The 21047-nt window shown below is 36.6% G+C and carries 32 protein-coding genes; 10 read left to right on the top strand and 22 right to left on the bottom strand.

Annotated elements, in window-relative coordinates:
* Window positions 1-199: 199 nt before the first annotated feature.
* The 22 genes from ACQ9BO_RS09035 to ACQ9BO_RS08930 form a co-directional block, all read right to left on the bottom strand.
* A complete protein-coding gene (locus ACQ9BO_RS09035) occupies window positions 200-838 on the bottom strand; it encodes a DUF1223 domain-containing protein (RefSeq protein WP_431244438.1) in 639 nt (212 codons plus the stop codon).
* A 376-nt stretch (window positions 839-1214) separates the two neighbouring features.
* Window positions 1215-1448 (bottom strand): hypothetical protein, encoded by a 234-nt coding sequence (locus ACQ9BO_RS09030; protein WP_431244437.1) that lies wholly within the window; start codon window positions 1446-1448, stop codon window positions 1215-1217.
* A gap of 128 nt (window positions 1449-1576) precedes the next feature.
* Complete coding sequence (locus ACQ9BO_RS09025) at window positions 1577-1921, bottom strand: hypothetical protein (protein ID WP_431244436.1); 345 nt, start codon at window positions 1919-1921, stop codon at window positions 1577-1579.
* A 519-nt stretch (window positions 1922-2440) separates the two neighbouring features.
* Window positions 2441-2626 carry a DUF2798 domain-containing protein gene (locus tag ACQ9BO_RS09020; protein WP_431244435.1) on the bottom strand — a complete coding sequence of 62 codons (186 nt, stop codon included), beginning with the start codon at window positions 2624-2626 and terminating at the stop codon, window positions 2441-2443.
* 122 nt (window positions 2627-2748) lie between these two features.
* Window positions 2749-3240, bottom strand: coding sequence for a peptide-methionine (S)-S-oxide reductase MsrA (gene msrA / locus ACQ9BO_RS09015; RefSeq protein WP_431244434.1), 492 nt, complete (start codon window positions 3238-3240; stop codon window positions 2749-2751).
* Window positions 3241-3390: 150 nt separating this feature from the next.
* Complete coding sequence (locus ACQ9BO_RS09010; protein WP_431244433.1) at window positions 3391-3810, bottom strand: Ohr family peroxiredoxin; 420 nt, start codon at window positions 3808-3810, stop codon at window positions 3391-3393.
* 41 nt (window positions 3811-3851) lie between these two features.
* Entirely contained in the window at window positions 3852-4220 is a 369-nt protein-coding gene (locus ACQ9BO_RS09005) for a cupin domain-containing protein (RefSeq protein WP_431244432.1), read from the bottom strand.
* Window positions 4221-4316: 96 nt separating this feature from the next.
* The gene (locus tag ACQ9BO_RS09000) at window positions 4317-4520 is read right to left on the bottom strand and encodes an alpha/beta fold hydrolase (protein ID WP_431244431.1); all 204 of its coding nucleotides are present in this window, start codon (window positions 4518-4520) and stop codon (window positions 4317-4319) included.
* Between the two features lie 10 nt (window positions 4521-4530).
* The gene (locus ACQ9BO_RS08995) at window positions 4531-5580 is read right to left on the bottom strand and encodes an epoxide hydrolase family protein (protein ID WP_431244430.1); all 1050 of its coding nucleotides are present in this window, start codon (window positions 5578-5580) and stop codon (window positions 4531-4533) included.
* Between the two features lie 78 nt (window positions 5581-5658).
* Complete coding sequence (locus tag ACQ9BO_RS08990; protein WP_431244429.1) at window positions 5659-6660, bottom strand: nitrilase-related carbon-nitrogen hydrolase; 1002 nt, start codon at window positions 6658-6660, stop codon at window positions 5659-5661.
* Window positions 6661-7014: 354 nt separating this feature from the next.
* On the bottom strand, window positions 7015-7983 hold the full coding sequence (locus tag ACQ9BO_RS08985) for an LLM class oxidoreductase (protein WP_431244428.1): 969 nt from the start codon (window positions 7981-7983) through the stop codon (window positions 7015-7017).
* Window positions 7984-8142: 159 nt separating this feature from the next.
* On the bottom strand, window positions 8143-9450 hold the full coding sequence (locus ACQ9BO_RS08980; RefSeq protein ID WP_431244427.1) for an epoxide hydrolase family protein: 1308 nt from the start codon (window positions 9448-9450) through the stop codon (window positions 8143-8145).
* Between the two features lie 879 nt (window positions 9451-10329).
* Window positions 10330-10947, bottom strand: coding sequence for a hypothetical protein (locus ACQ9BO_RS08975; protein ID WP_431244426.1), 618 nt, complete (start codon window positions 10945-10947; stop codon window positions 10330-10332).
* Window positions 10948-10949: 2 nt separating this feature from the next.
* Window positions 10950-11318 (bottom strand): hypothetical protein, encoded by a 369-nt coding sequence (locus ACQ9BO_RS08970; protein ID WP_431244425.1) that lies wholly within the window; start codon window positions 11316-11318, stop codon window positions 10950-10952.
* 121 nt (window positions 11319-11439) lie between these two features.
* Window positions 11440-11670, bottom strand: a complete 231-nt coding sequence (locus ACQ9BO_RS08965) for a hypothetical protein (protein ID WP_431244424.1) — start codon at window positions 11668-11670, stop codon at window positions 11440-11442.
* 47 nt (window positions 11671-11717) lie between these two features.
* A complete protein-coding gene (locus ACQ9BO_RS08960; protein ID WP_431244423.1) occupies window positions 11718-12260 on the bottom strand; it encodes a cupin domain-containing protein in 543 nt (180 codons plus the stop codon).
* A 24-nt stretch (window positions 12261-12284) separates the two neighbouring features.
* Window positions 12285-12449 (bottom strand): hypothetical protein, encoded by a 165-nt coding sequence (locus tag ACQ9BO_RS08955; protein ID WP_431244422.1) that lies wholly within the window; start codon window positions 12447-12449, stop codon window positions 12285-12287.
* Between the two features lie 5 nt (window positions 12450-12454).
* On the bottom strand, window positions 12455-13042 hold the full coding sequence (locus tag ACQ9BO_RS08950; protein ID WP_431244421.1) for a type 1 glutamine amidotransferase domain-containing protein: 588 nt from the start codon (window positions 13040-13042) through the stop codon (window positions 12455-12457).
* A 79-nt stretch (window positions 13043-13121) separates the two neighbouring features.
* Window positions 13122-13853, bottom strand: a complete 732-nt coding sequence (locus ACQ9BO_RS08945; protein WP_431244420.1) for an SDR family NAD(P)-dependent oxidoreductase — start codon at window positions 13851-13853, stop codon at window positions 13122-13124.
* Between the two features lie 5 nt (window positions 13854-13858).
* Complete coding sequence (locus tag ACQ9BO_RS08940) at window positions 13859-14077, bottom strand: tautomerase family protein (RefSeq protein WP_431244419.1); 219 nt, start codon at window positions 14075-14077, stop codon at window positions 13859-13861.
* Between the two features lie 78 nt (window positions 14078-14155).
* Complete coding sequence (locus ACQ9BO_RS08935; RefSeq protein ID WP_431244418.1) at window positions 14156-14638, bottom strand: YceI family protein; 483 nt, start codon at window positions 14636-14638, stop codon at window positions 14156-14158.
* A 150-nt stretch (window positions 14639-14788) separates the two neighbouring features.
* Window positions 14789-15331, bottom strand: a complete 543-nt coding sequence (locus ACQ9BO_RS08930; RefSeq protein ID WP_431244417.1) for a YceI family protein — start codon at window positions 15329-15331, stop codon at window positions 14789-14791.
* 229 nt (window positions 15332-15560) lie between these two features.
* Here ACQ9BO_RS08930 and ACQ9BO_RS08925 point away from each other — a divergent pair, with 229 nt between their 5' ends.
* From ACQ9BO_RS08925 to ACQ9BO_RS08880, 10 genes are all read left to right on the top strand, one after another.
* Window positions 15561-16160: a Crp/Fnr family transcriptional regulator gene (locus ACQ9BO_RS08925; protein ID WP_431244416.1), complete on the top strand. Its 600-nt coding sequence runs from the start codon at window positions 15561-15563 to the stop codon at window positions 16158-16160.
* A 122-nt stretch (window positions 16161-16282) separates the two neighbouring features.
* Window positions 16283-16735, top strand: a complete 453-nt coding sequence (locus tag ACQ9BO_RS08920; protein ID WP_431244415.1) for a nuclear transport factor 2 family protein — start codon at window positions 16283-16285, stop codon at window positions 16733-16735.
* Between the two features lie 102 nt (window positions 16736-16837).
* Window positions 16838-17197 (top strand): nitronate monooxygenase, encoded by a 360-nt coding sequence (locus ACQ9BO_RS08915; protein ID WP_431245092.1) that lies wholly within the window; start codon window positions 16838-16840, stop codon window positions 17195-17197.
* 74 nt (window positions 17198-17271) lie between these two features.
* Window positions 17272-17451 carry a hypothetical protein gene (locus ACQ9BO_RS08910; protein WP_431244414.1) on the top strand — a complete coding sequence of 60 codons (180 nt, stop codon included), beginning with the start codon at window positions 17272-17274 and terminating at the stop codon, window positions 17449-17451.
* A gap of 198 nt (window positions 17452-17649) precedes the next feature.
* Window positions 17650-18237, top strand: a complete 588-nt coding sequence (locus ACQ9BO_RS08905; protein WP_431244413.1) for a Crp/Fnr family transcriptional regulator — start codon at window positions 17650-17652, stop codon at window positions 18235-18237.
* A gap of 63 nt (window positions 18238-18300) precedes the next feature.
* Complete coding sequence (locus ACQ9BO_RS08900; protein ID WP_431244412.1) at window positions 18301-19077, top strand: sterol desaturase family protein; 777 nt, start codon at window positions 18301-18303, stop codon at window positions 19075-19077.
* Between the two features lie 277 nt (window positions 19078-19354).
* Window positions 19355-19639, top strand: coding sequence for a TIGR03643 family protein (locus tag ACQ9BO_RS08895; protein ID WP_431244411.1), 285 nt, complete (start codon window positions 19355-19357; stop codon window positions 19637-19639).
* Between the two features lie 35 nt (window positions 19640-19674).
* Complete coding sequence (locus ACQ9BO_RS08890) at window positions 19675-20007, top strand: DUF2452 domain-containing protein (RefSeq protein ID WP_431244410.1); 333 nt, start codon at window positions 19675-19677, stop codon at window positions 20005-20007.
* 99 nt (window positions 20008-20106) lie between these two features.
* Window positions 20107-20757 carry a flavin reductase family protein gene (locus ACQ9BO_RS08885; protein ID WP_431244409.1) on the top strand — a complete coding sequence of 217 codons (651 nt, stop codon included), beginning with the start codon at window positions 20107-20109 and terminating at the stop codon, window positions 20755-20757.
* Entirely contained in the window at window positions 20714-21034 is a 321-nt protein-coding gene (locus ACQ9BO_RS08880) for a deoxyribodipyrimidine photo-lyase (RefSeq protein ID WP_431244408.1), read from the top strand. Before ACQ9BO_RS08885 ends, ACQ9BO_RS08880 begins: the two co-directional genes overlap by 44 nt.
* The last annotated feature ends 13 nt before the right edge of the window (window positions 21035-21047 follow it).

Genomic DNA, 21047 nt, shown 5'->3' with positions numbered 1-21047 from the left:
ATAATTTGGGGATTGAACCAAGTACAGCCAGTGAAAGGGAACTTCCCCATATAACACGTCGTGAAACCTGAAAACTTCTTTTTTGCTTTTCCATAATTTATATGCTGTAGTAAAGATGCTTCCTCTCAAAGGTAGCATATTTTAACAAGAACTGTATTTGAAAAGAATTAATAATCTTTAAGCTTTTTTTCATGGACCACTATAAAGTAGCTTTGGAAGCTCCTAAAATTGCTCCTGTTGTTATATCCTGTACAAATCCAATAACCTCAAATTCACCTCTGTTGATATTCTTGGGTAGGTTCAGTGAGACATTTCCAGCGGCGTCCGCTTTTAATGCAGTGTTCTGCAGTTTTTGTACAATCTGAAAATGAGATAAAACGCGATTGGCATTTTCTCCTCTTTTAACATTGCTTACCGCCGATTTTTGAATAAGTGCCATCATCAGTCGGCTATTCTTAAAACTGCCCTCTATTTTGTAGCTAACTGTAAGTTTACTAGCCGTCTGACTTGCGTTTAAAGCAATATTTACAGTGGCAGGTTTGGAAAGTGCCTTTTTAATACCCGCTTTCACTAGAGATTCCTGTGCGGCGATATATTCTGCTTTTCCATTGATGAGTATCTGCGGGGTAAAAATAGTTTCAGTTCCGAACCAATCTGAATACTGATGCTGTCTTTTGGTATATTCTGCACTACTGAAAATATCTTTCCAGCCAAGTCTGTCCCAATAATCTACGTGGTAGGACAAAATGTAAACCGGACTCTGCTTGTACTCCTGCTGGATTTTACCTATCAGTTCATCCGCAGGGGGACAGCTTGAACATCCTTCTGAAGTAAACAATTCTAAAACAGCAATTCCTTTCTGAACATTTTTCTATGCATTGCTTTGCGCCTTTACACTGCTTACAAGGAAAACCAGTGCTATAAAAGTTGGTATTAATTTTATTTTATTCATGATATTTTTTTTAATTTTTCATCAAAATTACGCGGATCATACAGATTCAAAAGCTAATAAAAGTAAAGTGGACATATTAGATTGTAAAGTGTCCGAAAAACAATCTGAATATATCTGCAGATAATTAAGATCGCTTAGGTATAGGAATAGAAAAATTGCACCAACATCGGCGCGGATGCGATTTACCTTTAATTAATAACAACACATAATTTAATTTTTGTGAAACGGCTTTCACTGCGATAGGACTAAATCTTGAAAGATATCAAAGCCAAAAAGGTTCACTTTCCTTCATCATTTCCAAAAGGACCGCTTTTTGATTTGATGCCGCCCTCAAATCCGAACTATGCTTTTGCGGATATTTTGCCTTTCGTATCTCCTTGTAATCCTGAGTAAATATGTTATTCTGGAACTCAAACACATGCTTTAATTTTCTCAGGCTGTCTGTTGTAAGATTTATAATCCGCTCACTTATTCTATATAGAGTTTGTAATTTCATTTTTTATATTTTTTAAAGATTGAAAAAAGTGCCCCTGATTTAAAAACGGTAAACCAAAACTGTATTATTAATTAACCCAGGTTCTTCAAATGAAGGCTGTCTTATCGTTAACGGGCTCAGAGGATACCCTAAAAATCAAGTTTTGTCTCCACATTTTTAATTAGGGAGGGAGCTGTGTTTGTTTTTAAATCGGCATCTGTACTCACTTGCTTTTTGTATAAAGTTGTCCAGTTTCTCACATTGAAGGATGGCGGAAGGTTCATCAAAACCATCAGGTCTTGTTCTTTGATAGGAGATGCTATGGTTTCCCTTTTAAAATCAGGAACCAGCTTGTCCATAAATGATTCTTTTGTATCAAGAGAAGCTAATTGAACTGAGACTGCCTGATCTAAAGCGGTAAAGTGAGATTGTGCCTTCATTGTGGTAGCTGAAATTACAAATACAAGCACAATAGGTAAAAAAATTGTTTTCATGATTATTGTTATTAGTTAGATTGTTATTTTATTGTGTAAAACTGCTAGAGATTCATTTGTAAATCAGACTTAAATTCTTTCTCTTTTAAGCTGACAAAAAACAGACTTCATCCATAACTCATTAATTTCCAACAAATTTACAGCGATATTGCAAGAACATAAACCTAAAACAAGTTAAACCGGACATCTTTAAAGCTGAAGCGTACACACACTACTTTGAACATTTTGGTGCGCTCTGTATCAAGTGCATTTTTTTTTAAATCAGTACTATTGCAAACCACAAAATCCCCTTGTCGGGGATTTGAACTATAGCTAAAAGCGTGTGGCAGACTTGCAAAAAATTTGTAAAGTCTATATGTATATTTTTTTACTTAAAGTAACGGCCTATGAAACCCTTAAATTGTTAAAGTCAAAAAGCTGACATAAAAAACAAATATTAAAGACAAATCTCTAGAATGTTTTTGACGGCGACTCAATAAAATAGTTAAATGCCTCACCAAGAATGGCAAGTCTAAAATCTTATTTGTTTCTAAACAAATAGTCTACAAATCTCTTCACTTTGGGGCCAAAAAATAGAATCGTCGGAACAATTATCGTTAAGGCGGTCATCCATGATCTACACCATTTGCCAAGGAAATTTTCAGTAAAACCTGCATTGGTGCTGATTATTATAAATGAAATAAGCCCTGTAGAAATAAAGCCCATAATAAAAGCGGCAGCAATTTTTTTTTCATTTTTGTTTCATTTTTGTTAATCAATTAATAGTAAAATGATCTGGCTTGCCGCAAAAGGCAATAGAACCAAATAAGTTTTACTAGCCAGCCAATTTACAGGAAAGTGTCAAACCTCTCAAAATGGCAAGTGTACCCATTGGGATTCTTCACCAGGTAATTCTGGTGCTCTTCTTCGGCAGACCAGAATTTTGTATAGGGTTCTAATGTTGTAACCGCTTTGCCTCTCCATCTTCCGGAATCATCAACAATAGTTATGATTTCGTTGGCAACCTCTTTCTCGTGATCATCTTGAATAAAGATGGCAGATCGATAACTGGATCCTATGTCATTCCCTTGACTGTCAACTGTTGTTGGGTCATGCATTCTGAAAAAGTAATCCAATAGCTCCAAGTATGATGTCTTATCCAGATCATATGTGATTTCTATTCCTTCAGCATGTCCGGGATGGTTATGATAAGTTGGATTCTCGTTCTCTCCGCCAATATAGCCAACTTCAGTATGAATTACGCCCGGGCGCACTCTAAAGAGGTCTTCCATTCCCCAAAAACAGCCACCTGCTAGGTATGCTTTTTTTAATTTTTTCATAATCATTCTTAAATAGGAGTAATTCTAAATTTTTTAATAAACAGCCTCTCACCTTATATAATCAGCGAAGACAGTTTAGTACTGTAGTACTTATAGTAAAATAGGTTCCGATCTCTTTAATAGACACCGGAACCGATTTATAAGAAAATCTTAGATAAGATTATACTCAGTTTTAACGTTACCTTTGATAGCTTTAGAATAAGGACAGGTCAAACTAGCTCCTTCTATAACTTTTTGAGCTACTTCGCGGTCGATACCCGGCAAACTGATATTCAAACGTGCTTTCAATTCATATCCATTATCGCTTGATACTAAGTCAATCTCGGTGTCTACATAATGATCAGCAGGTAATTTTATGTCTAAACTGCTGGCGGCTTTACCCATTGCACCAATAAAACAAGCCGACCAACCGGTCGCAAATAATTGTTCAGGATTGGTACCCGGTCTATTACTTCCTGGTGACGAAAGAATGATATCTAATTCACCATCAGAACTTTTAGATGTACCGGTTCTTCCACCTGTTGTTTTTGTAAATGCTGTGTAAAGCACTTTTTCATTGTTTGTTTCCATTTTGAAATTTATTTAAATTAATTTTTATTTAAGACGTTTTGTTATTTTTTCATGACCAAAAGTGGCTTATCCTTTTCCACAATATATGTGGCCAATTCAGAACCTTTAACCTTGCCCACATTTTTAGCGGCGTGGTTCTTTCCTGCCGGGATAAAAAGTACATCTCCAGCATGAAGAAGTACCGGCTTTTCGCCTTCAATTTCATACTCTAGGGAACCATCCAGTACATAAATGATCTCTTCACCGGGATGTGAATGCATTCCGAAAGCCGAACCAGCTTCAAAGTCAACTCGTACCTGAATAGACTCGTGTCCTGGAACACTAATATTATGACGCTGAAGGTCTGTACGGTGTATTCCCGACTGCTGTGCTGAGGCATTGCTTGGGAACAGGAGCACTGCTAGCCCCATGATAATACTTCCAAGAAGTATGTTTTTTTCTATTTTTCATAATTTTTAAATTTTAATTCGAAAAGGGCAACCAATGTGCATTGCCCTTCGTAAGGATTAACGCAATGATTTAAAGGCGACCCGCAATTCTTGCGTAAATAATTCTGGTTGTTCCCAGGCGACAAAATGACCACCTCTGTCAACTTCATGAAAGTAGATTAGATTTTTGTAGGCTTTGCGTGCCCAGCTTTCAGGTGATGCATAAACATCTTCCGGAAATGTGGTAACAGCTACTGGAATGGTAATCTTGTCAGACTGCATTGATCCTGCACTAATAAGGCTTATTTTTTGGCTCTCCCAATAAATTCTTGAAGCAGATGCTCGCTGAATTAGTAAGCCAGTACAGCGAAATATCGTCAAGTACATCATCTTTGCTTAGCGATTGTTTAGGATCGTTTCCATAGGCCCACGCGACAAAACCAGGATGCAAGAGAAGCCATCCAGCAAGACCCGCAGGTGAATCTGTCAGACCATAACTAACTCCTTGTGGTCGGGCTTCCATAGTAGATTTATAGATAAATCCACCACTAACAATCGCATTTCTCAATTGCGTAAAAGATGCACGCTCCTTGGCAGTAAACGATTCAGGTATTACACCTGTTCCCAGTGCCATCCCTGCTTCATTTGGCAAGGTAGCAGGTAAATTACTATGGATAGCTTGTAATCCTGCCGGTGCTTGAAGTGCCATATAATGAACGATAGTCGCCCCCCAGTCACCACCTTGAGCGACATAATGCTTGTACCCCAATCGGTTCATTAATTCTGCCCATGCTTTTGCAATATGAGGTGTATCCCAACCGGCCTGAGCTGGCTTACCTGAGAATCCAAAACCTGGCAAAGAAGGTATGATTACATCAAAAGCATCTTCTGCTTTTCCACCGTAAGCTACTGGGTCGGTTAGAGGACCAATGACTTTCATAAACTCAAATACTGAACCCGGCCATCCGTGGCTTAAGATAAGAGGCATAGCATTTTTATTTTTCGACTTAACATGGATAAAGTGAATATCCACCCCGTCAATTTTAGTAATAAATTGTGGATAAGCATTTAGTTTTGCTTCTGCTTTTCTCCAATCATACTTCGTACCCCAGTACTGTACCAACTCTTGCATTTTAGAAAGCTGAGCTCCTTGTGACTGGTCAGCAACAGTTTCTTTACTGGGCCATTTTGTGGCCAATGCACGTTCCCGCAAATCTTTCAAATCGGCATTTGAGATTGCTACTTTATAAGGGTGGATAGCCTCATAATTCTTTACATCCGCTTTTTTAATCCCCCTTGCGCTGAAGCGACTGTCAACTGTAAAGCTAACACTCCTGTCCAAAATGCACGAGTTATAATCGTTGTTGAATTTTTCATTGTTTTATTCTTTGTTTTTTTACTCTTTGTTATTTATTCATAATTACTCTGCTGAAACTTGATCAGCAGTTAGTCCTGTTTGAGTATATACCTTGCGTTCGTGCACATGAGCAGTCGGTGTGCGGTCAATTACCAAACTTAATAATTCAGGTCTGCTGTAGTGTCCACTGGCATCCATTAATCGTTTACGCGCATCTATCTGGGCAAAATCAATATCAGCAATCACTTCACCTTCTCCCGATTTAAGTGGCTCCCCGATTAGTTGTCCGTCCGGACCTACTATAGCCGTAAAACAGCCTCCTGAAATCGGTCCAATAGGCGCTCCTGTATCTTTTGCGATTTGAGCTTGCTGGTCTGCATCAAGCCATCCGGTTGCGCAAACAACAAAACAGGCAGATTCTAAAGCATGTTGACGAACATTAACTTCAGTTTGTTCGCTGAACAAGGGGCCAAAAATAGAACCCGGATACATAGCGGAATGGATTTGTTCCCCATCAGCTATAAGCGCATAACGGAATAAAGGATTATAATGCTCCCAACAGGCCAATTGACCAATTCGTCCTACAGTACTATCGGTAGCACGTAATCCCGAAGCGTCACCCTGACCCCAAAGCATTTTCTCATGATAGGTAGGTGTCAGCTTGCGGCGTCTTTGAATTAAAGTGCCGTCTGCATCAAAAAGAAGTTGCGTATTATAAATAGTTCCTCCGTCTCGCTCATTGACACCGATAGATACAACCATGTTGGCTTCTTTTGCCGCTTTTCCTATTGCATCAGTCGCCGCAGATGGAACTGTAACCGATTGTTCCAATAATTGTTGGTGTTCTTTCCCCATCATAAATGGTGCCTGTACAAAGGCAAAATAAGGATAATATGGCACTATGGTTTCTGGAAAAGTGGCAAATTGAACCCCTTTCTTGCCCAATTCTAGAATCTTGTTTACCACCTTTTCAACGGTAGCTTCACGACTATATAAAACCGGGCTGATTTGTACAGCGACAACTTTGACTACTTTACTTGTTTCTGAATTTTTAGTATTTTTCATTATTTCTTTTTTAAAAATTATTATTTTTAATATGGATCAAAATTAGTACGACAAAAAAATTTATGCTAGTAAGAAATTGGTCAACTGGACAAAATAAGGGGTGAACTAGACAATGCTAAAAGTGAAATGTTTTTAATATTATTCAACATAAAAAAATTTGTACCACTTCGATGAAGCCCTGATTATTTCTTTATTTGAAAGTGGTCAGCCCGTCTTAAAAAATTGCTTGTTGCTCTTCAATACAGTAATATCTACTTACCTAGAATCTTCTTTTAAAAGCCCTGAAACTATTTTCAATGCTGTTGTTCTCCCATCGATTCAAGCCATCCTACTAGCTCTTTACATCAAGGATATTTATCTAAACTGGGGCACTATATATTCACCAAATTCATGAATCATTTCATCTGCAGGACGAAACGAAGGTTTGGGATTAAGTACAGCATGGGACAAACCACCTTTTTGCTGTTGATTCCAAAAATTAATCAGAGCTTTTCGACCACCAGCAAGATAATTAGGCCCAAAGGTTATTGGCGCTTCCGGATCCTCTGAAAGATCAAAGAAGTGGGCATACCCATAAGGCTTATAAATACCATCAGTGGCGTCGTTCCATTGTTTCATTCTCAAGGAAATATGCCTTGCGGGTTCACCATGCCATATCCATCCATCCATGTTTTCTCCAATCCATTCTATACTCTGACCTGCCCTTCCTATGGCAATTGTTGGAATATGATTTACAACAGGTTTAGGAATAAGGTCTAATGAACCGTTAAGATTACCATAATATTCTGAAGTATAATTAGGGAATCTTTCCTCGGTCAAACTTCGAATAATTCCCCTTGCCTCGCGATATCGCTCAGCACGATTCTCAAAATTGCTTCCAAAAGCCGGATATTCACCTTGGCGATCTCCCGATGAAAGTCCTAAAATAAAGCGTCCTCCTGATAATTGGTCCAGTGTTGCGGCTTGTTTGGCTACAATTATTGGATCCCGCAGCGGCAATACAATACCTGCTGTACCAATTGCAATACGTTTTGTCATTCCTGCCAGCAATCCTCCATAAACCATCGGATCGTATACTTGCCCAGCATCACCGAAGTTAGGATCTAGAAAAGGAACATCTCTTAACCATATAATGTCTATTCCGCTTTGATCAGCTTGACGGACTACCTTCTCAAAAATGTTCATATTGGGTATTGGTCCATTTGGATACCCGGCAATCGGGGCAATAAAACCAAATGTAAGTTTATCTGGCTGAAATACTTGTGAATATCCTTTGTGCATTTTTAAAGCACTTTGAACATTATTTTTTTCTATATTTTCCATTTATATTTTGTTTTGCTTGAAATGATATTTTATCACAAGCGGGTATATATTTGTCTTTTTTTATTTATCTTAGGTAAATCTTAATCTTAAAATCCTAAAAACACATTTTTTAAAAACAGCCACTACTACAAAACCATTGAAAAAATGCTTGTTAGCTAATTAGCGCAGTGATTTGAATGCGGCACGCAATTCTTGTGTAAATAATTGTGGTTGCTCCCATGCCGCAAAATGCCCTCCTCTATCCACCTCATGAAAATAAATCAGATTTTTAAATGCACGATGTGCCCATGATTCAGAAGATGTAAATACATCATAAGGAAATACGGTAATTGCAACTGGCAATTTGATTTGATCGGTTTTCATAGCACCTGCATTAATATTGTCTTTATTTCTGTTTTCCCAGTAAATTCGAGCTGACGAAGTCGCAGAGTCGGTTAACCAGTAAAGCGTAATATCATCGAGTACCTCATCTTTTGTTGGAGATTCTTTAGGATCAGTTCCGTAAGACCAATTGTAAAAACCAGGGTGCAAAAGAAGCCATGCGGCAAGGCCAACCGGAGAATCGTTCAAGCCGTAACCAATCGCTTGTGGACGCGCAGTCATAGTTGCCTTGTAGGCAAAATATCCTCCTTTGTTCAATTTAATGCGATAATCAAAAGTCGCTTTTTCCTGAGCAGAAAACCCCTCTGGTGCTGTTCCGCTTCCGAGTGCTTTAACTGCTTCTGCAGGTAATGTTGGAGGAAAGTTACTGTGGATGCCCAATAATCCTTCTGGTGCTTGCAAAGCCATTGAATTGACAATCCCACCTCCCCAGTCTCCGCCTTGCGCAACATAATGTTTATATCCAAGACGATTCATTAAAACACCCCATGCTTTTGCTATTCTGTCAATATCCCATCCTGTCTCTGTTGGTTTTCCTGAAAAACCAAAACCAGGTAAAGAAGGTATAATTACATCAAAAGCGTCTTCGGCTTTTCCGCCATAAGCCACTGGATCAGTGAGTGGGCCTATGACGTTTATAAATTCAAATATTGAACCCGGCCATCCATGCGTTAGTACAAGAGGCATTGCATGAGGCTCTTTGGAACGAACGTGGATGAAATAGATATCCACTCCATCTATCTTTGTCATAAATTGTGGATAGGAATTCAGCTTAGCCTCTGCTTTTCTCCAATCATAAGATGTACCCCAATATTGCGCTAAACCTTTCAGTTTAGCAAGTTGTACTCCTTGCGATTGATCAGAGACAGTTTCTTTTTCTGGCCATTTTGCGGCCAAGACACGCTGGCGAAGATCCTTTAAGGCAACATCCGAAACATGAACTGTATATGGACGTATTAGCTCTGATGGTTTAACATCCGTTGTAATTGCATTTTGTGCAAAGCCACTACTAGCCGCTAACAAAATAAATACGCCAGACATTATTGTTGAGTGAAGGTCACTTTTAATCTTTCTTAATGTTTTCATTTTTATGTGGTTATAAATTATGAGTCAAAAGTATTTCGCAATCTGACTCTGGCAAAGCACTAAATCATGAAACAGACCAAAAGGCAGTTGAAACCGGCATTTCGAATGTTGAATAATATTAGACCAAGCAAAACAGATATAAATAGTTAGTATCCTATTATATAATATTGTGCATTTAAAAAAAAGAATAGGAGCACCGACGTATTCTATTTAAAATTGACAATGATTGAAAAACCAACTAAAATAAATTGGAAGATTAGATTTGTACAAAGAGGGTAAAATCGTATATATCCACAACAATCAAAAATAAGTTGATTCTAATACGGGTTAAGAAATACATCTGAAACCATAACTACACCTTCACTAGTACAAGCTCAATGCATTGTAGTTCATCATGAAAGTAAAGTACAAATCTAGAACAACCGATTTAGTAAGAAGAAGGTCCCATTATAAGAGATAGTATCATGCCTCTGAAATCTTGAATATTAGAAGTAATGAAGATAACTCCAGCATTTAAATTTTCAAATTTGGGGGTATCCATTTGAATATCAAATTTGACTATTCGAACTATTTAAAAGCTTAACTATAAAGAACACAGACACATAACTTCATCAAAATTACAAACATCCTAATTTAAAAACAAATAAAATGAAAGTAAATAAATGGAAATTGAAAATACTCACAGTCGCATAGATATTGACAATAAAAAAGGAAGACTAAAAGTCATTATACTTTTAGTCTTCCTTTTATACTTAGAAAAAAATTATAATGTTTAATTAGCTAAATTGTATTTCGCTATAATCGATATGAACCATTAGATTCTCAATTCTTGGCATATTATCATCCTGCTTTTTATAGGCTTTTCTTTTAGTAGGGAGTTTAATACCATTTGCCTCCACATAATCGGATGAGATACTGTGTCACGTTAAATTCACCAGCTACATCAATAAAATAATCATGACGACGCAATAAGTAGTCTTTGTCAAAATAAAAATCTTGAATTGTGCAGTGGGTTGCTATCGTATCGGGAAAACTAACTCGTAGTCCGGTCCATATTTCATCATGGTACTGAAATGGAGCAATTTCAGTAACTTTTATTCCAGTTGATGCAAGGAAAAAAGGTGTTGTCAAGTATGTCCAGTTTGCGTAGCCATTAAAGTAAGCTCTGTCTAATACATCCCAACCCTCCATTTGCATATGGCTATGAAGATTTTTTATAGTGCCAGTACGCTCGGAAATCACTTCTCCGTCTAAAGTTTCAATAGCAATTCTATTTGGTGTAAAGCTCGTCTTCCTATTAGAGCCACCGTAAGGTGTCATTGATAATCTCTGTTCATGAAGGTACACTTCCAAAAAACGAGGTAATGCATCTTGTGGCTGATTAATAAGCTCAAAAAGTTTACCGCCACTTACAATTGTTGCATTTACCTTAGTAAATTTTTTCCATTGTTCGAAACCTCCATGGGTTTCCAATATTTTATCGATAACATCTTGCATTTCTATTTTAAAACAATTTCGCTTAAATCAATTGAAACTAAAAGCGGTTCAGGTAAAAGTGGAGTATTATCCTCTAATCGTACATATACTCTTCTTTTAGTTGCAACCTTAATTCCTTGAACTTCAATATAATCAGACAGATAATGTGCAGTCGCTGAATTTCCTAAAATGTCTGCACTGTAATCGTGTCTTTTAATAAGTCCTTCTTTGTCAATATAAAATGTCTGGATCTTACTGTGGGTGGCAATTTCGGAAGGGAATTCAACCTCTAATCTTCGTAGTTCCTCTCCATTTTCTAACCATGTCTCCAATTCTTTTACCTTATAAGCAGGATCTGCAAAAATGAAAGGAGCATTAAAATAGGTCCACATTGCATAACCCGCAAAATAAGCAAGCCGCAGTTTGGACCAGGGAGTATCCCTCTCGTGCCCATTAAAGGACTCTCTGGGAGTAAAAGCTCTTCAATTATTTCCCCTCTATCATTTTCTATTGCTACACGTCCAGCTTCAAAAGAGGTATGCCAGTCTTTCTCAATAAAAGGGTAGTGGGTCGTAAATTCTTTTTTGTATCTGAAGTAACATTTACAGTATCAATGATACCGGATTGTCGCTTCATAGGCCATAGTACTCCTCCTGTAACGAGTTTTGCACTAATGTTTTCAAATTTCTTCCAAGTATCAATGCCACCGTGGGCGTTGATTGTAAATTCTAATAAATTGTTCATATTGATGTGTTTTTAAATTAATGAGCTTTACAGCTACAGAATATTGTTTAGTTTTTGTGTTGGAGTCTGGGATCCGATTTCTTATCGACATATTCCAAGCCCAGAGGACCAATGGCATATACCTGGGTAATGTACTCTCCTGATTTTGCAAGATGAAAGTGAGCAGTGTTGCCTGGCAAAACAATGACAGCACCAGGCGGATACGCTTGTAATTTTGTTTCGTCAAATATTTCACCTATTCCAATATAGAATACGCCTGATATTACGGTATAAATCCTATCTTCCGGATGTGCATGCGGCATGATTTTTTCGCCATTCGACACCTTGACTCTAACTATAAAGGTTTCTGGTTTAGTGGGGTCACCAACCAAAATGGCCAGCTTTACTTTTTCAGGAAATGCAGGAAAGGAATTCCATACTATATTTTCTGAATTAATAGAACTGAATTCTTTTAGATTCTTACTTTGTGCTTCACCTTGTTCAATATAACTGAAAAGAAAGAATACTATCAAAAAGCTTTTAATGAATATATTAGATTTCATGGGTTGCTTATTAAAATGAAGATTTGGTATAGTTTTTTCTTCATTCATACCAAATCTTCAACTATAAATGTATTACTTAATTTTTGACAAAATTTTAGCGACTACTTCTTCTGCAGATTGCGGATTTTGACCTGTCAATAATAAGCCGTCTTCCATTACATAAGAACTCCAATCAGAACCCTGAGAATATTTACCTCCGCGCTCTTTTAATTTATCTTCCAATAAAAATGGAACCACTTTGGTTAATCCAACAGTCGCTTCTTCAGTATTAGTGAAACCTGTAACTTTTTTCCGGCAATTAGATATTTTCCGCTTTTGTCTTTAACATTTACTAAGGTCGCTGGCGCATGACATACAAATGCAATAGGTTTGTTATTATTGTAAAAATCCTGTATGATTTTTATAGAGTTTTTATCACTTGATAAATCCCACATTGGACCGTGTCCCCCAGGATAGAATACCGCTTTAAAGTTTTTTTGATTTACCGTCTCCAATTTAACGGTAGTGCTTAATGCTTTTTGAGCATTTTTATCGGCATAAAATCGTTTAGTTGAAGGTGTTTGGAATGAAGGATCATTGCTTTTTGGGTCAATAGGAGCCTGTCCTCCTTTTGGAGTAGCAATAACTACATCAATTCCTTTGTCTAAAAAGTAGTAGTATGGCGTAGCAAATTCTTCAATCCATGAACCTGTTGGTTTTCCAGTATCTCCTAATTTATCGTGAGAAGTTAAAACAAAAAGTACCTTTGTTTTTTTGTTTTCTTGCGCATTAGTTGCAATGCTTGCTATTGCAAAAAGTGCAATAAATAATGATTTAATTTGATTTTTCATTTTATTTAATTTTTAGGTTTTGATGCCCGAAATGCTATCGGACACCAAAAGATTTTGTTCTTACTGTTGTTTTTTTTAATTAAAGGTTGTGACCAGCGGCTTTACCACCATCTACATTAATAATCGATCCGGTAATAAATGTACTTTTTGCTACGGTATACACCATTTCTGCAACATCCTCAATTTCGCCTACACGGTTTAATAAATGCAGACCAGCATTCTGATCTGCTTTATCTCCATGCATTGGAGTACGGATAACACCAGGTGCAACTACATTTACTCTAATATTTTGTTTCCCGAATTCAGCCGCCAATTGAGTCGTCAATGCATGTATTGCACCTTTACTTGCTACAGGTGCGCTTGCAGGCCAACCACCCAATCCGTGGTTTACTAATGGAGTACCTATATTAATGACCACACCATCTTTTTGTTTCAGCATTTGAGGAATTACTGCTTGGGTAGTAAAGTATACTCCTTTTAAATTGGTTGTTAGAAACTTATCAAGGTAAGCTTCATCAACTTCCAAAAATGGCCTGCTGTCAAAAATACCTGCATTGTTTACTAAAACGTCTGCTGAACCAAATTTTTCAATTGCAGTAGCAACTAATTTTTCACCAACAGCTTTATTGCTAACATCTCCGGCAACCATCGCCAGGTTTTCACCAGCGCCAAATTCTTTAAACGTTGCTTCTAATGAATCACTAGTGCGTGAATTAATTACTACATTATCGCCTCTGTCTAAAAAATATTTTGCGATTCCTTTTCCGATACCAGAAGTCGCTCCGGTAACAATTATTGTTTGTTTTTTCATTTTATTTATTTTTTATCGGCTGTTATGCCTTTTTCTCTTAACACTGACACTTGTTCCCCTGCATATCCCCAATCGTCCAAATCAATTTCTTGTATTACTACATGAGTCAAATGAGGATCTTTGTTTAATGTGTTTGTAATTAAGTCTGTTATCTCTTTGATAAGTGTCTGCTTCTGCTCGCGAGTAACTCCTTCACGAGTGAGCTCAATTTTTACGTACGGCATGTCTTTTTATTTTAGGCTAATCATGCTTTTAAGCAATCGTAGCAGTTACGTTAAGATTAAGATCAAAGTCATTGTGGATTAGAGTATCTCCGAGGTCTTTAAAAAGTTTCCTGAACGAAATTTTATTCCGTATTTTGTTCTGTCGATTACAATTTTTCCAGATAGAGTCAAACTATCAGCAGTAATATTGATAAATGCATCAAATATTATTGTATTTGTAATACCTTTAATAGTAAGCTTTCCTTCAACGGTTGTTGTGTTGATATTAATTGGTGTTGCTGAAGTGATCACGAATTGTGCTTCAGGATATTCTCTTGAATTAAAGAAATCATCTGAAGCTAGGTGATCAGCAAATTGTTCATTCGCAGTGGGGTCAGTGATATCTAGTATTTTAATTGAAGTAGTATCAATGACTACTGTTCCTTCTGAGAGGTTACCATTACTAAATAGTAGTGTACCCTCTTTAATATCAATAGTTCCATTATGTGAACCAGTTACTTTTCTGCCAATCCAATCTATGTTGCTTTTGGCACTTTCTAATTTAAATTTTTTTGTTTCCATTTTATGTGTTTTAATAATATTAGTTGTTATTATGGGACAAAGGTGTTTCAATTTTTTGCGGCATAAAACCTTTAAATAGCCCAAATGGTCAAATTTGATAATGAAATGGACATTCGAAACCCTGAGTATTAATAAGTTTGATTTTAAATCTTAAGCTATTAACTCTTTTGAAGCAGTTACGTAAACATTTAGTTCGAACTCATTATGGATAAGTGTATCTCCTAGGTCTTTAAAGAAATTTCCTGAACGAAATTTTATTCCGTATTTAGTTCTGTCGATTATAATTTTGCCTGCTAATGTTACATTATCGTCGTTAGAATTGATCAGTGCATCAAAAGCAGTTGCATGTGTTATTCCTTTTATAGTAAGGTTTCCTTCAACATGCGTTTTACCAGAATTGTTCGGTATTGCTGAAGTGATTACAAATTGTGCTTCAGGATATTCTGTTGAATTAAAAAAATCATCTGAAGCCAAGTGACCAGCAAACTGTGCATTTGTATTGGGATCAGTGATGTCCAGTATTTTAAGTGAAGTAGTATCTATTACAACTTTTCCTTCCAATAGTTTACCATTGTTAAATACAAATATTCCCTCTTTAACGTCAATAGTCCCATTATGCGAACCAGTTACTTTTCTGCCAATCCAGTCAATATTACTTTTGGCTCTTTCTAATTTAAAATTTTGTGTTTCCACTTTTTGTAGATAATTAATTGTTTAATTATGGTACAAATTTCAATAGAAGTGTTGAGTAACTTATGTGACCTATCTCACATTTAAAAAAGTATGGGATTATGTGATCTACGTCACTTTTTTGTGAATGGTAAGGTAGTGAATGCTTATACCGAAAGTTCTCCGCATTTAATTATTAACGTTTTATGTTTTTTAGCAAGTTCTAATCTCATTCTTATGAATATAATTATGATTGAAAAAAGATTTATCTTTGTTATCTATGCAATCAAAAGATATATTAAGAAAACATATTGCGAAGACCATTTCGCTGACTGAAGAGGAATTCGATTATTTTTTTTCGTTTTTTAAAGAACACTCTTTTCAAAAAGGGCAAGTTATAATTTCTGCTGGAGAAACTATAGATTGCGAATATTTTGTTCTGGATGGAGTTTTGAAGTCTTTTTACATCACAGATAATTTAAAAATGAATATACTTCAATTTGCTATGTCAACATGGTGGATATCTGACTTTGAAGCGCTTTATAGCGGAGCAAAAGCTACAATTAATGTAGATTGCATATCAGATGCAATCGTGTTAAGTATATCAAATCACGATAGAGAAAAACTTTGCAGTGAGATGCATCAAGTTGAATATTTTTTTCGATGGCGTACTAATAAGGGATATATAGCTTCACAAAAAAGATTATTATCATTAATGAATAGTGATGCCAAACATCGTTATGAAGAACTGATGGAACAATACCCTACTTTATACAATGATGTTCCCAAATATTTAATTGCGGCGTATCTTGGTGTTTCCAGAGAAACCTTGAGTCGTCTGTATAATTCTTGATAAGTTTAATAGAATAAATAAGTTGTCCCTCTTCTTGAATGTGATATAGGTCACATAGTTTGTATGTTTTTTCTGTTGAGTTTTGTACAGTAATCGAAATGAGAACAAAAAAATAAATTATTATGAAGACTATTTTAGTAACCGCTTTTATACTCTTTTTTGTACAAGGGATAGATGCACAAAGCACAAAGAAAATGGAAAATAATCAGAATGATATGGGCGCTATTAGAGTTGCGCTGGAGCAGAACTACTTTGAAGGAATTTATCAAGGAAATGTTGATTTGTTAAAACAAATCTTTTACCCGGACACTTTACTTTTTGGCGATGTCAATGGAGTTCCTTATTCCAAAACACTGGTTCAATATTTAGACGGAGTGGCCAACAGACAAAGTCCTAAAGATTCGGGAAAACCTTTTAAAGGGGAAATAATTACAATCAAAGTCGTTAATTCAATTGCGATTGCCGAAGTAAAGGTGAAGATGTACGATTTCTATTATCATGATTTATTGTCATTTCACCGCATTGATGGTCATTGGTTTATAGTAAATAAAATGCTTACCAATAGTAACGAATAAACTTTTGTGTCATGTGGTATAACAAAAGTATCGAAACAATTAGGTATTTAATATCCAATTATGCAGGGCCATTTGGTGGAGGTCTTTCCACGGTGGAACTGACTGTCTGCGGTATCCAATGCTGGTGATTTAGGAGGTTTTGGGGCTTATACTCTAAGTCCACGAGAAATATATGAAGCAGATAAAAAGCTAAAAACTGCAACAAACAAACCTTATAATATTAATTTTTGGGTATCTGATACTGATGCTGTAAACGGAACGGTTTCGGACGAGCAGTTTGAAAAAACAAAAGCATTGTATAAACCTTATTTTGATGAAGTCAATATTCCTTTACCTGAAAAACCAGCAATTTTTGCACCACGTTTTGAAAATCAGGTCAATGTAATATTATATATTCGCCCAAAAGTGTTCAGCTTTATGTTTGGTATACCGTCCCAAGATATCCTGGAGGAATCCCGATAACGAGGCATCAAAACTATCGGCTAGCTGCTGCAGCAATCGATGAAGCAATTGCATAAGAGTCCGCTGGTGTAGATATGATCGTAGCTTCGGGGTTTGAAACAGGTGGGCATACGCCTTCGTTTTTAGCTTCTGCCGAACAATCCATTATTATAGGAACTTTTGTTGTGCTTCGATTAATCAAAGAAAAAGTAAAAATACCTATCATTGCTCGCTGGGGGAATTGCAAATGGGAGAGTAGTAGTCTGCAGCCATGATATTGGGAGCTGATGCGGCTCAAATTGGCACAGCTTTTTAGCTACAAATGAATCGGGAGCATTACCTATTCATAGGTAATTGTTATTTTCTGAGGCGGCTAAATATACTACCCTGTCATGCGTTTAGACAGGTCGATTAGGTCGTTGCATTACTAGTAGAATTGCGGCAACCCACAAAAAAACAACTACATAAATGAGATGAACAATACAATTTACGACAGACTATTGGACGAAATTTCAAAAATAGGTAAACCAACAATTCAGGACATAGAATATATTCGTATAAGTTTTATGCCAACTAATTCAGCAAAAAATTCAGTTTTAGAAGAACAGGATAAAATTCCAGAATATTTATATTTCATAAATTCTGGTTTTATGCGACTTTTTTATTACGACGAAAATGGCGAAGAACAAACCACGTTTTTATGCTCAGAAAACGGTTTTATCGCATCATTTTCTTCACTTGTAAACCAATCAAAAGCTACTGAAAATATAGAATGCATTACAGACTGTGAATTATTAAGAATTTCGTACATCGATGCAAAACGGCTTGTAGAAAAAAGTGAGACTTTGAAAAACTTTTTTTTAGTGGTTTTTGAAAAATCTATATCGGCGACATCATTGAGAGCCAACGATTTGGCAGTCCTAAACGCAGAGCGGCGCTACCAAAAAATGCTGGAAAAACAACCCCATTTTATTCAAAACATTCCACTTCAATACATTGCTTCCTATTTAGGAATAAAACCACAAAGTCTGAGCAGAATTAGAAAACTGGCAATTAAGTAACATTTGTGAAGTGGATTGAGAACTTGTTTTAAGACTTTTACATTTCATTAATCACATTCAAAAATGGAAGCATTACAAGAAGCCTTAAAACAATTACCGGCGACATTCGGACAATCCTTAATGAACTATGGTATCATTGCAATAATTTACATAGTGGTTTGGAAACTATTTAAAAAACGTCTTCAAAATTGGAGAATACAATTGAAAGAACGTGCTGATAGCAATCAGATCAAATCAGAATTGCTAAATAGTATTTTCACATTAATGATAAGCACCATATTTGTGCTTATTATCTATCTTTTAAAATCACTAGGTTACACGAAAATTTATACAGACATCAATCAATATCCCAAATTCTTTGCTTATGGTGGTTTTTTTATTCTTTTAATCTTTGACGACACTTGGTTTTACTGGGTACACCGCCTTTTGCATCATCCAAGAATTTTCAAATATATACACAAAGTACATCATAAAAGTATTGACGTTAATCCGTTCACATCACTTTCGTTCCATTGGGCAGAAGCATTATTGCTTACCGTTTGGATTGTTCCTGTAAGTATGATTTTTCCAATGTATGTTCCTGCACTTGTACTGACACAAATTTTCGGTTTCTTAAACAATATAAAATCACATCTGGGCTACGAATTTTTTCCGGGCTGGTGGAACAGAAGTTTTGGAAAATTAATGACATCAAGCACACATCATAATATGCACCACAGTAAATTTAATGGAAATTACGGAGTTCATTTCCGTATTTGGGACAAACTGTTAGGGACAGAATTTAACGATTATGAAAAAACCTTTGACGAAATACAAGAACGGAAAAAGGGAAGCCGCTGATAGCGATTTCGTACAATTGATGCCTGCTTAGTTACCTGAACTCTTTCTTCTAAAAAAACTCATTATTTGCAACGTAAATGTTAATTTATGGAACCTGACCTTGTTTGAGTCCTTTTTTCGATTCAGAGCATTATAAAATAAAAAACCGCCTAAAGACTGTTTAAGTTTTAGGTGGTATTAATATCTTATTTTTTATAAATACTCGATTTTTTATTACCTATAAAAGCAAAAATGATTATTTTTGTTTAACAAAATTAAAAAATAGTTAAACAATCTGATGAAGCCAATTCTGGAAAAAATCGATAAAAGCGCCCTAAATGAAATTCATATAGACCGGATCTTAGAAATGGCATGGGAAGACCGAACCCCATTTGATGCCATACAATTTCAATTCGGACTGGCCGAGGCAGATGTCAAGGCTTTAATGAAAAAGGAGCTCAAATTCAGCGGCTACAAACTATGGCGCGAACGGGTTGAAAACTGCAAGACCAAACATGTCGCCAGACGACCCGAAGCGATAAATCGTTTTAAATGCGACGAGGCGACGCTCTATTTCAAATAATAGAATATCCAAAAGGTAAAACACAGTTACAGATTATGGAAAAAGACAAACCCGATAATGTAGTATTTTCCAATGAACACGGTTATAATGCAAGTCTATTGCCGTATGGAACCAGTGTTGGTGCGCCGGTGATACAGGCAGTTGATCTGGCAGGCTGGAAAAACATCGGCATTAGCAAGGTGAATAAGGAATTTGAAAGCAGGTTTAACGAACTTAAGGTCCAATATCAAAATTTGATCGACGAATTTCAGTGGAATGAGCTTCTGTACAACGCCAGATTTTCTTTTGAACCCATCGTGGGTGAAATTTATCATTTATATAAAGATGCCGACGGTTTTAATTTTCTCTCGCTCATTGCGTCAAAATAATGGAATAAGGAACTTATAGATACGTTCAGGCTCAACAGCGATAAAAAATGGATACTGCTCACTAGTGGAGGTGCCGCAATTTAATACAACCAAAACCAGATGAAAAATAAAATTAATTTTAACACCAGTGACCTCGAAAAAATGGAAAAACAGACTGTGGTTCATCTGATCAACAGCCTTGGGGGATTTAAGAGCGTGGCACTGGCAGGCACTTCTGATTTGCAGGGAAACACCAATTTGTCTGTTTTTAGTTCTCTTTTTCATATTGGCGCCAATCCCCCGCTCGTAGGGATGATTTTTCGTCCCAGTCCGCCAGAGCGTGATACTTTAAGAAATATTCTCAGTACTGGATTTTATACCCTTAACCATATCAACGAGCAGATATACAGACAGGCACACCAGACATCGGCCAGGTATGACAGAAACGTTTCAGAATTTGACGCCGCATGCCTGACAGAAGAGTATAAAAATGATTTTTTCGCTCCCTTTGTAAAGCAGAGCAACATCCAACTGGCCGTTGAGTATAAAGAAAAAATAGACATTACAATCAACAATACGACTTTAGTTATAGGCGAAATCGTTCAAATCTTCATACCTGGAGACTGCCTCGGCGATGATGGTTTCGTTGATTTGGAAAAAGCCAATACCATTACATGTTCCGGTCTGGACAGTTATCATAAAACCGTGCGGCTGGACCGTTTGAGTTATGCAAAACCCGACAGGGAAATCACATCACTGCTGGATAGGTGAACAGAAAAAAGTAAATATCATATGGTTCAAACGGGATCTTCGCCTTACAGATCACGAGCCGCTGTTTTTGGCCCAGCAGGAAAATACACCTTTACTTTTATTTTATTTCTTTGAACCTTCGGTGATGGCCCATGATGATTCTGACGTGCGCCACTGGCGGTTTGTTTATGAATCCCTGCAGGAAATGCAGTCAAGGTTAAAGACAGTCCAAACACAGATCTATTGTTTTCATAACGAAGTCCATACTGTCTTTGAGCAGACTTGGTCTGCACTATGACATCAGAACAGTG

The organism is Flavobacterium sp. P21 (assembly GCF_050632225.1).
GTDB lineage: Bacteria > Bacteroidota > Bacteroidia > Flavobacteriales > Flavobacteriaceae > Flavobacterium.
This window is presented reverse-complemented; position numbering and strand designations above follow the sequence as displayed.

Excerpts from the sequence above, each read along its gene's own strand:
- ACQ9BO_RS08935 (WP_431244418.1), bottom strand. The coding sequence starts at position 14,638 with ATGGAAACAAAAAAATTTAAATTAGAAAGTGCCAAAAGCAACATAGAT.
- ACQ9BO_RS08980 (WP_431244427.1), bottom strand. The coding sequence starts at position 9,450 with ATGAAAACATTAAGAAAGATTAAAAGTGACCTTCACTCAACAATAATG.
- ACQ9BO_RS08920 (WP_431244415.1), top strand. The coding sequence starts at position 16,283 with ATGAAGACTATTTTAGTAACCGCTTTTATACTCTTTTTTGTACAAGGG.
- ACQ9BO_RS08905 (WP_431244413.1), top strand. The coding sequence starts at position 17,650 with ATGAACAATACAATTTACGACAGACTATTGGACGAAATTTCAAAAATA.
- ACQ9BO_RS09020 (WP_431244435.1), bottom strand. The coding sequence starts at position 2,626 with ATGGGCTTTATTTCTACAGGGCTTATTTCATTTATAATAATCAGCACC.
- ACQ9BO_RS08900 (WP_431244412.1), top strand. The coding sequence starts at position 18,301 with ATGGAAGCATTACAAGAAGCCTTAAAACAATTACCGGCGACATTCGGA.
- ACQ9BO_RS09030 (WP_431244437.1), bottom strand. The coding sequence starts at position 1,448 with ATGAAATTACAAACTCTATATAGAATAAGTGAGCGGATTATAAATCTT.
- ACQ9BO_RS08945 (WP_431244420.1), bottom strand. The coding sequence starts at position 13,853 with ATGAAAAAACAAACAATAATTGTTACCGGAGCGACTTCTGGTATCGGA.
- ACQ9BO_RS08970 (WP_431244425.1), bottom strand. The coding sequence starts at position 11,318 with ATGTGGACCTATTTTAATGCTCCTTTCATTTTTGCAGATCCTGCTTAT.
- ACQ9BO_RS08950 (WP_431244421.1), bottom strand. The coding sequence starts at position 13,042 with ATGAAAAATCAAATTAAATCATTATTTATTGCACTTTTTGCAATAGCA.
- ACQ9BO_RS08895 (WP_431244411.1), top strand. The coding sequence starts at position 19,355 with ATGAAGCCAATTCTGGAAAAAATCGATAAAAGCGCCCTAAATGAAATT.
- ACQ9BO_RS08940 (WP_431244419.1), bottom strand. The coding sequence starts at position 14,077 with ATGCCGTACGTAAAAATTGAGCTCACTCGTGAAGGAGTTACTCGCGAG.
- ACQ9BO_RS09005 (WP_431244432.1), bottom strand. The coding sequence starts at position 4,220 with ATGGGGCTAGCAGTGCTCCTGTTCCCAAGCAATGCCTCAGCACAGCAG.
- ACQ9BO_RS08960 (WP_431244423.1), bottom strand. The coding sequence starts at position 12,260 with ATGAATGAAGAAAAAACTATACCAAATCTTCATTTTAATAAGCAACCC.
- ACQ9BO_RS09000 (WP_431244431.1), bottom strand. The coding sequence starts at position 4,520 with ATGCAGTCTGACAAGATTACCATTCCAGTAGCTGTTACCACATTTCCG.
- ACQ9BO_RS09025 (WP_431244436.1), bottom strand. The coding sequence starts at position 1,921 with ATGAAAACAATTTTTTTACCTATTGTGCTTGTATTTGTAATTTCAGCT.
- ACQ9BO_RS08890 (WP_431244410.1), top strand. The coding sequence starts at position 19,675 with ATGGAAAAAGACAAACCCGATAATGTAGTATTTTCCAATGAACACGGT.
- ACQ9BO_RS08965 (WP_431244424.1), bottom strand. The coding sequence starts at position 11,670 with ATGAACAATTTATTAGAATTTACAATCAACGCCCACGGTGGCATTGAT.
- ACQ9BO_RS09010 (WP_431244433.1), bottom strand. The coding sequence starts at position 3,810 with ATGGAAACAAACAATGAAAAAGTGCTTTACACAGCATTTACAAAAACA.
- ACQ9BO_RS08985 (WP_431244428.1), bottom strand. The coding sequence starts at position 7,983 with ATGGAAAATATAGAAAAAAATAATGTTCAAAGTGCTTTAAAAATGCAC.
- ACQ9BO_RS08990 (WP_431244429.1), bottom strand. The coding sequence starts at position 6,660 with ATGAAAAATACTAAAAATTCAGAAACAAGTAAAGTAGTCAAAGTTGTC.
- ACQ9BO_RS08885 (WP_431244409.1), top strand. The coding sequence starts at position 20,107 with ATGAAAAATAAAATTAATTTTAACACCAGTGACCTCGAAAAAATGGAA.
- ACQ9BO_RS08975 (WP_431244426.1), bottom strand. The coding sequence starts at position 10,947 with ATGCAAGATGTTATCGATAAAATATTGGAAACCCATGGAGGTTTCGAA.
- ACQ9BO_RS08880 (WP_431244408.1), top strand. The coding sequence starts at position 20,714 with ATGCAAAACCCGACAGGGAAATCACATCACTGCTGGATAGGTGAACAG.
- msrA (WP_431244434.1), bottom strand. The coding sequence starts at position 3,240 with ATGAAAAAATTAAAAAAAGCATACCTAGCAGGTGGCTGTTTTTGGGGA.
- ACQ9BO_RS08910 (WP_431244414.1), top strand. The coding sequence starts at position 17,272 with ATGATCGTAGCTTCGGGGTTTGAAACAGGTGGGCATACGCCTTCGTTT.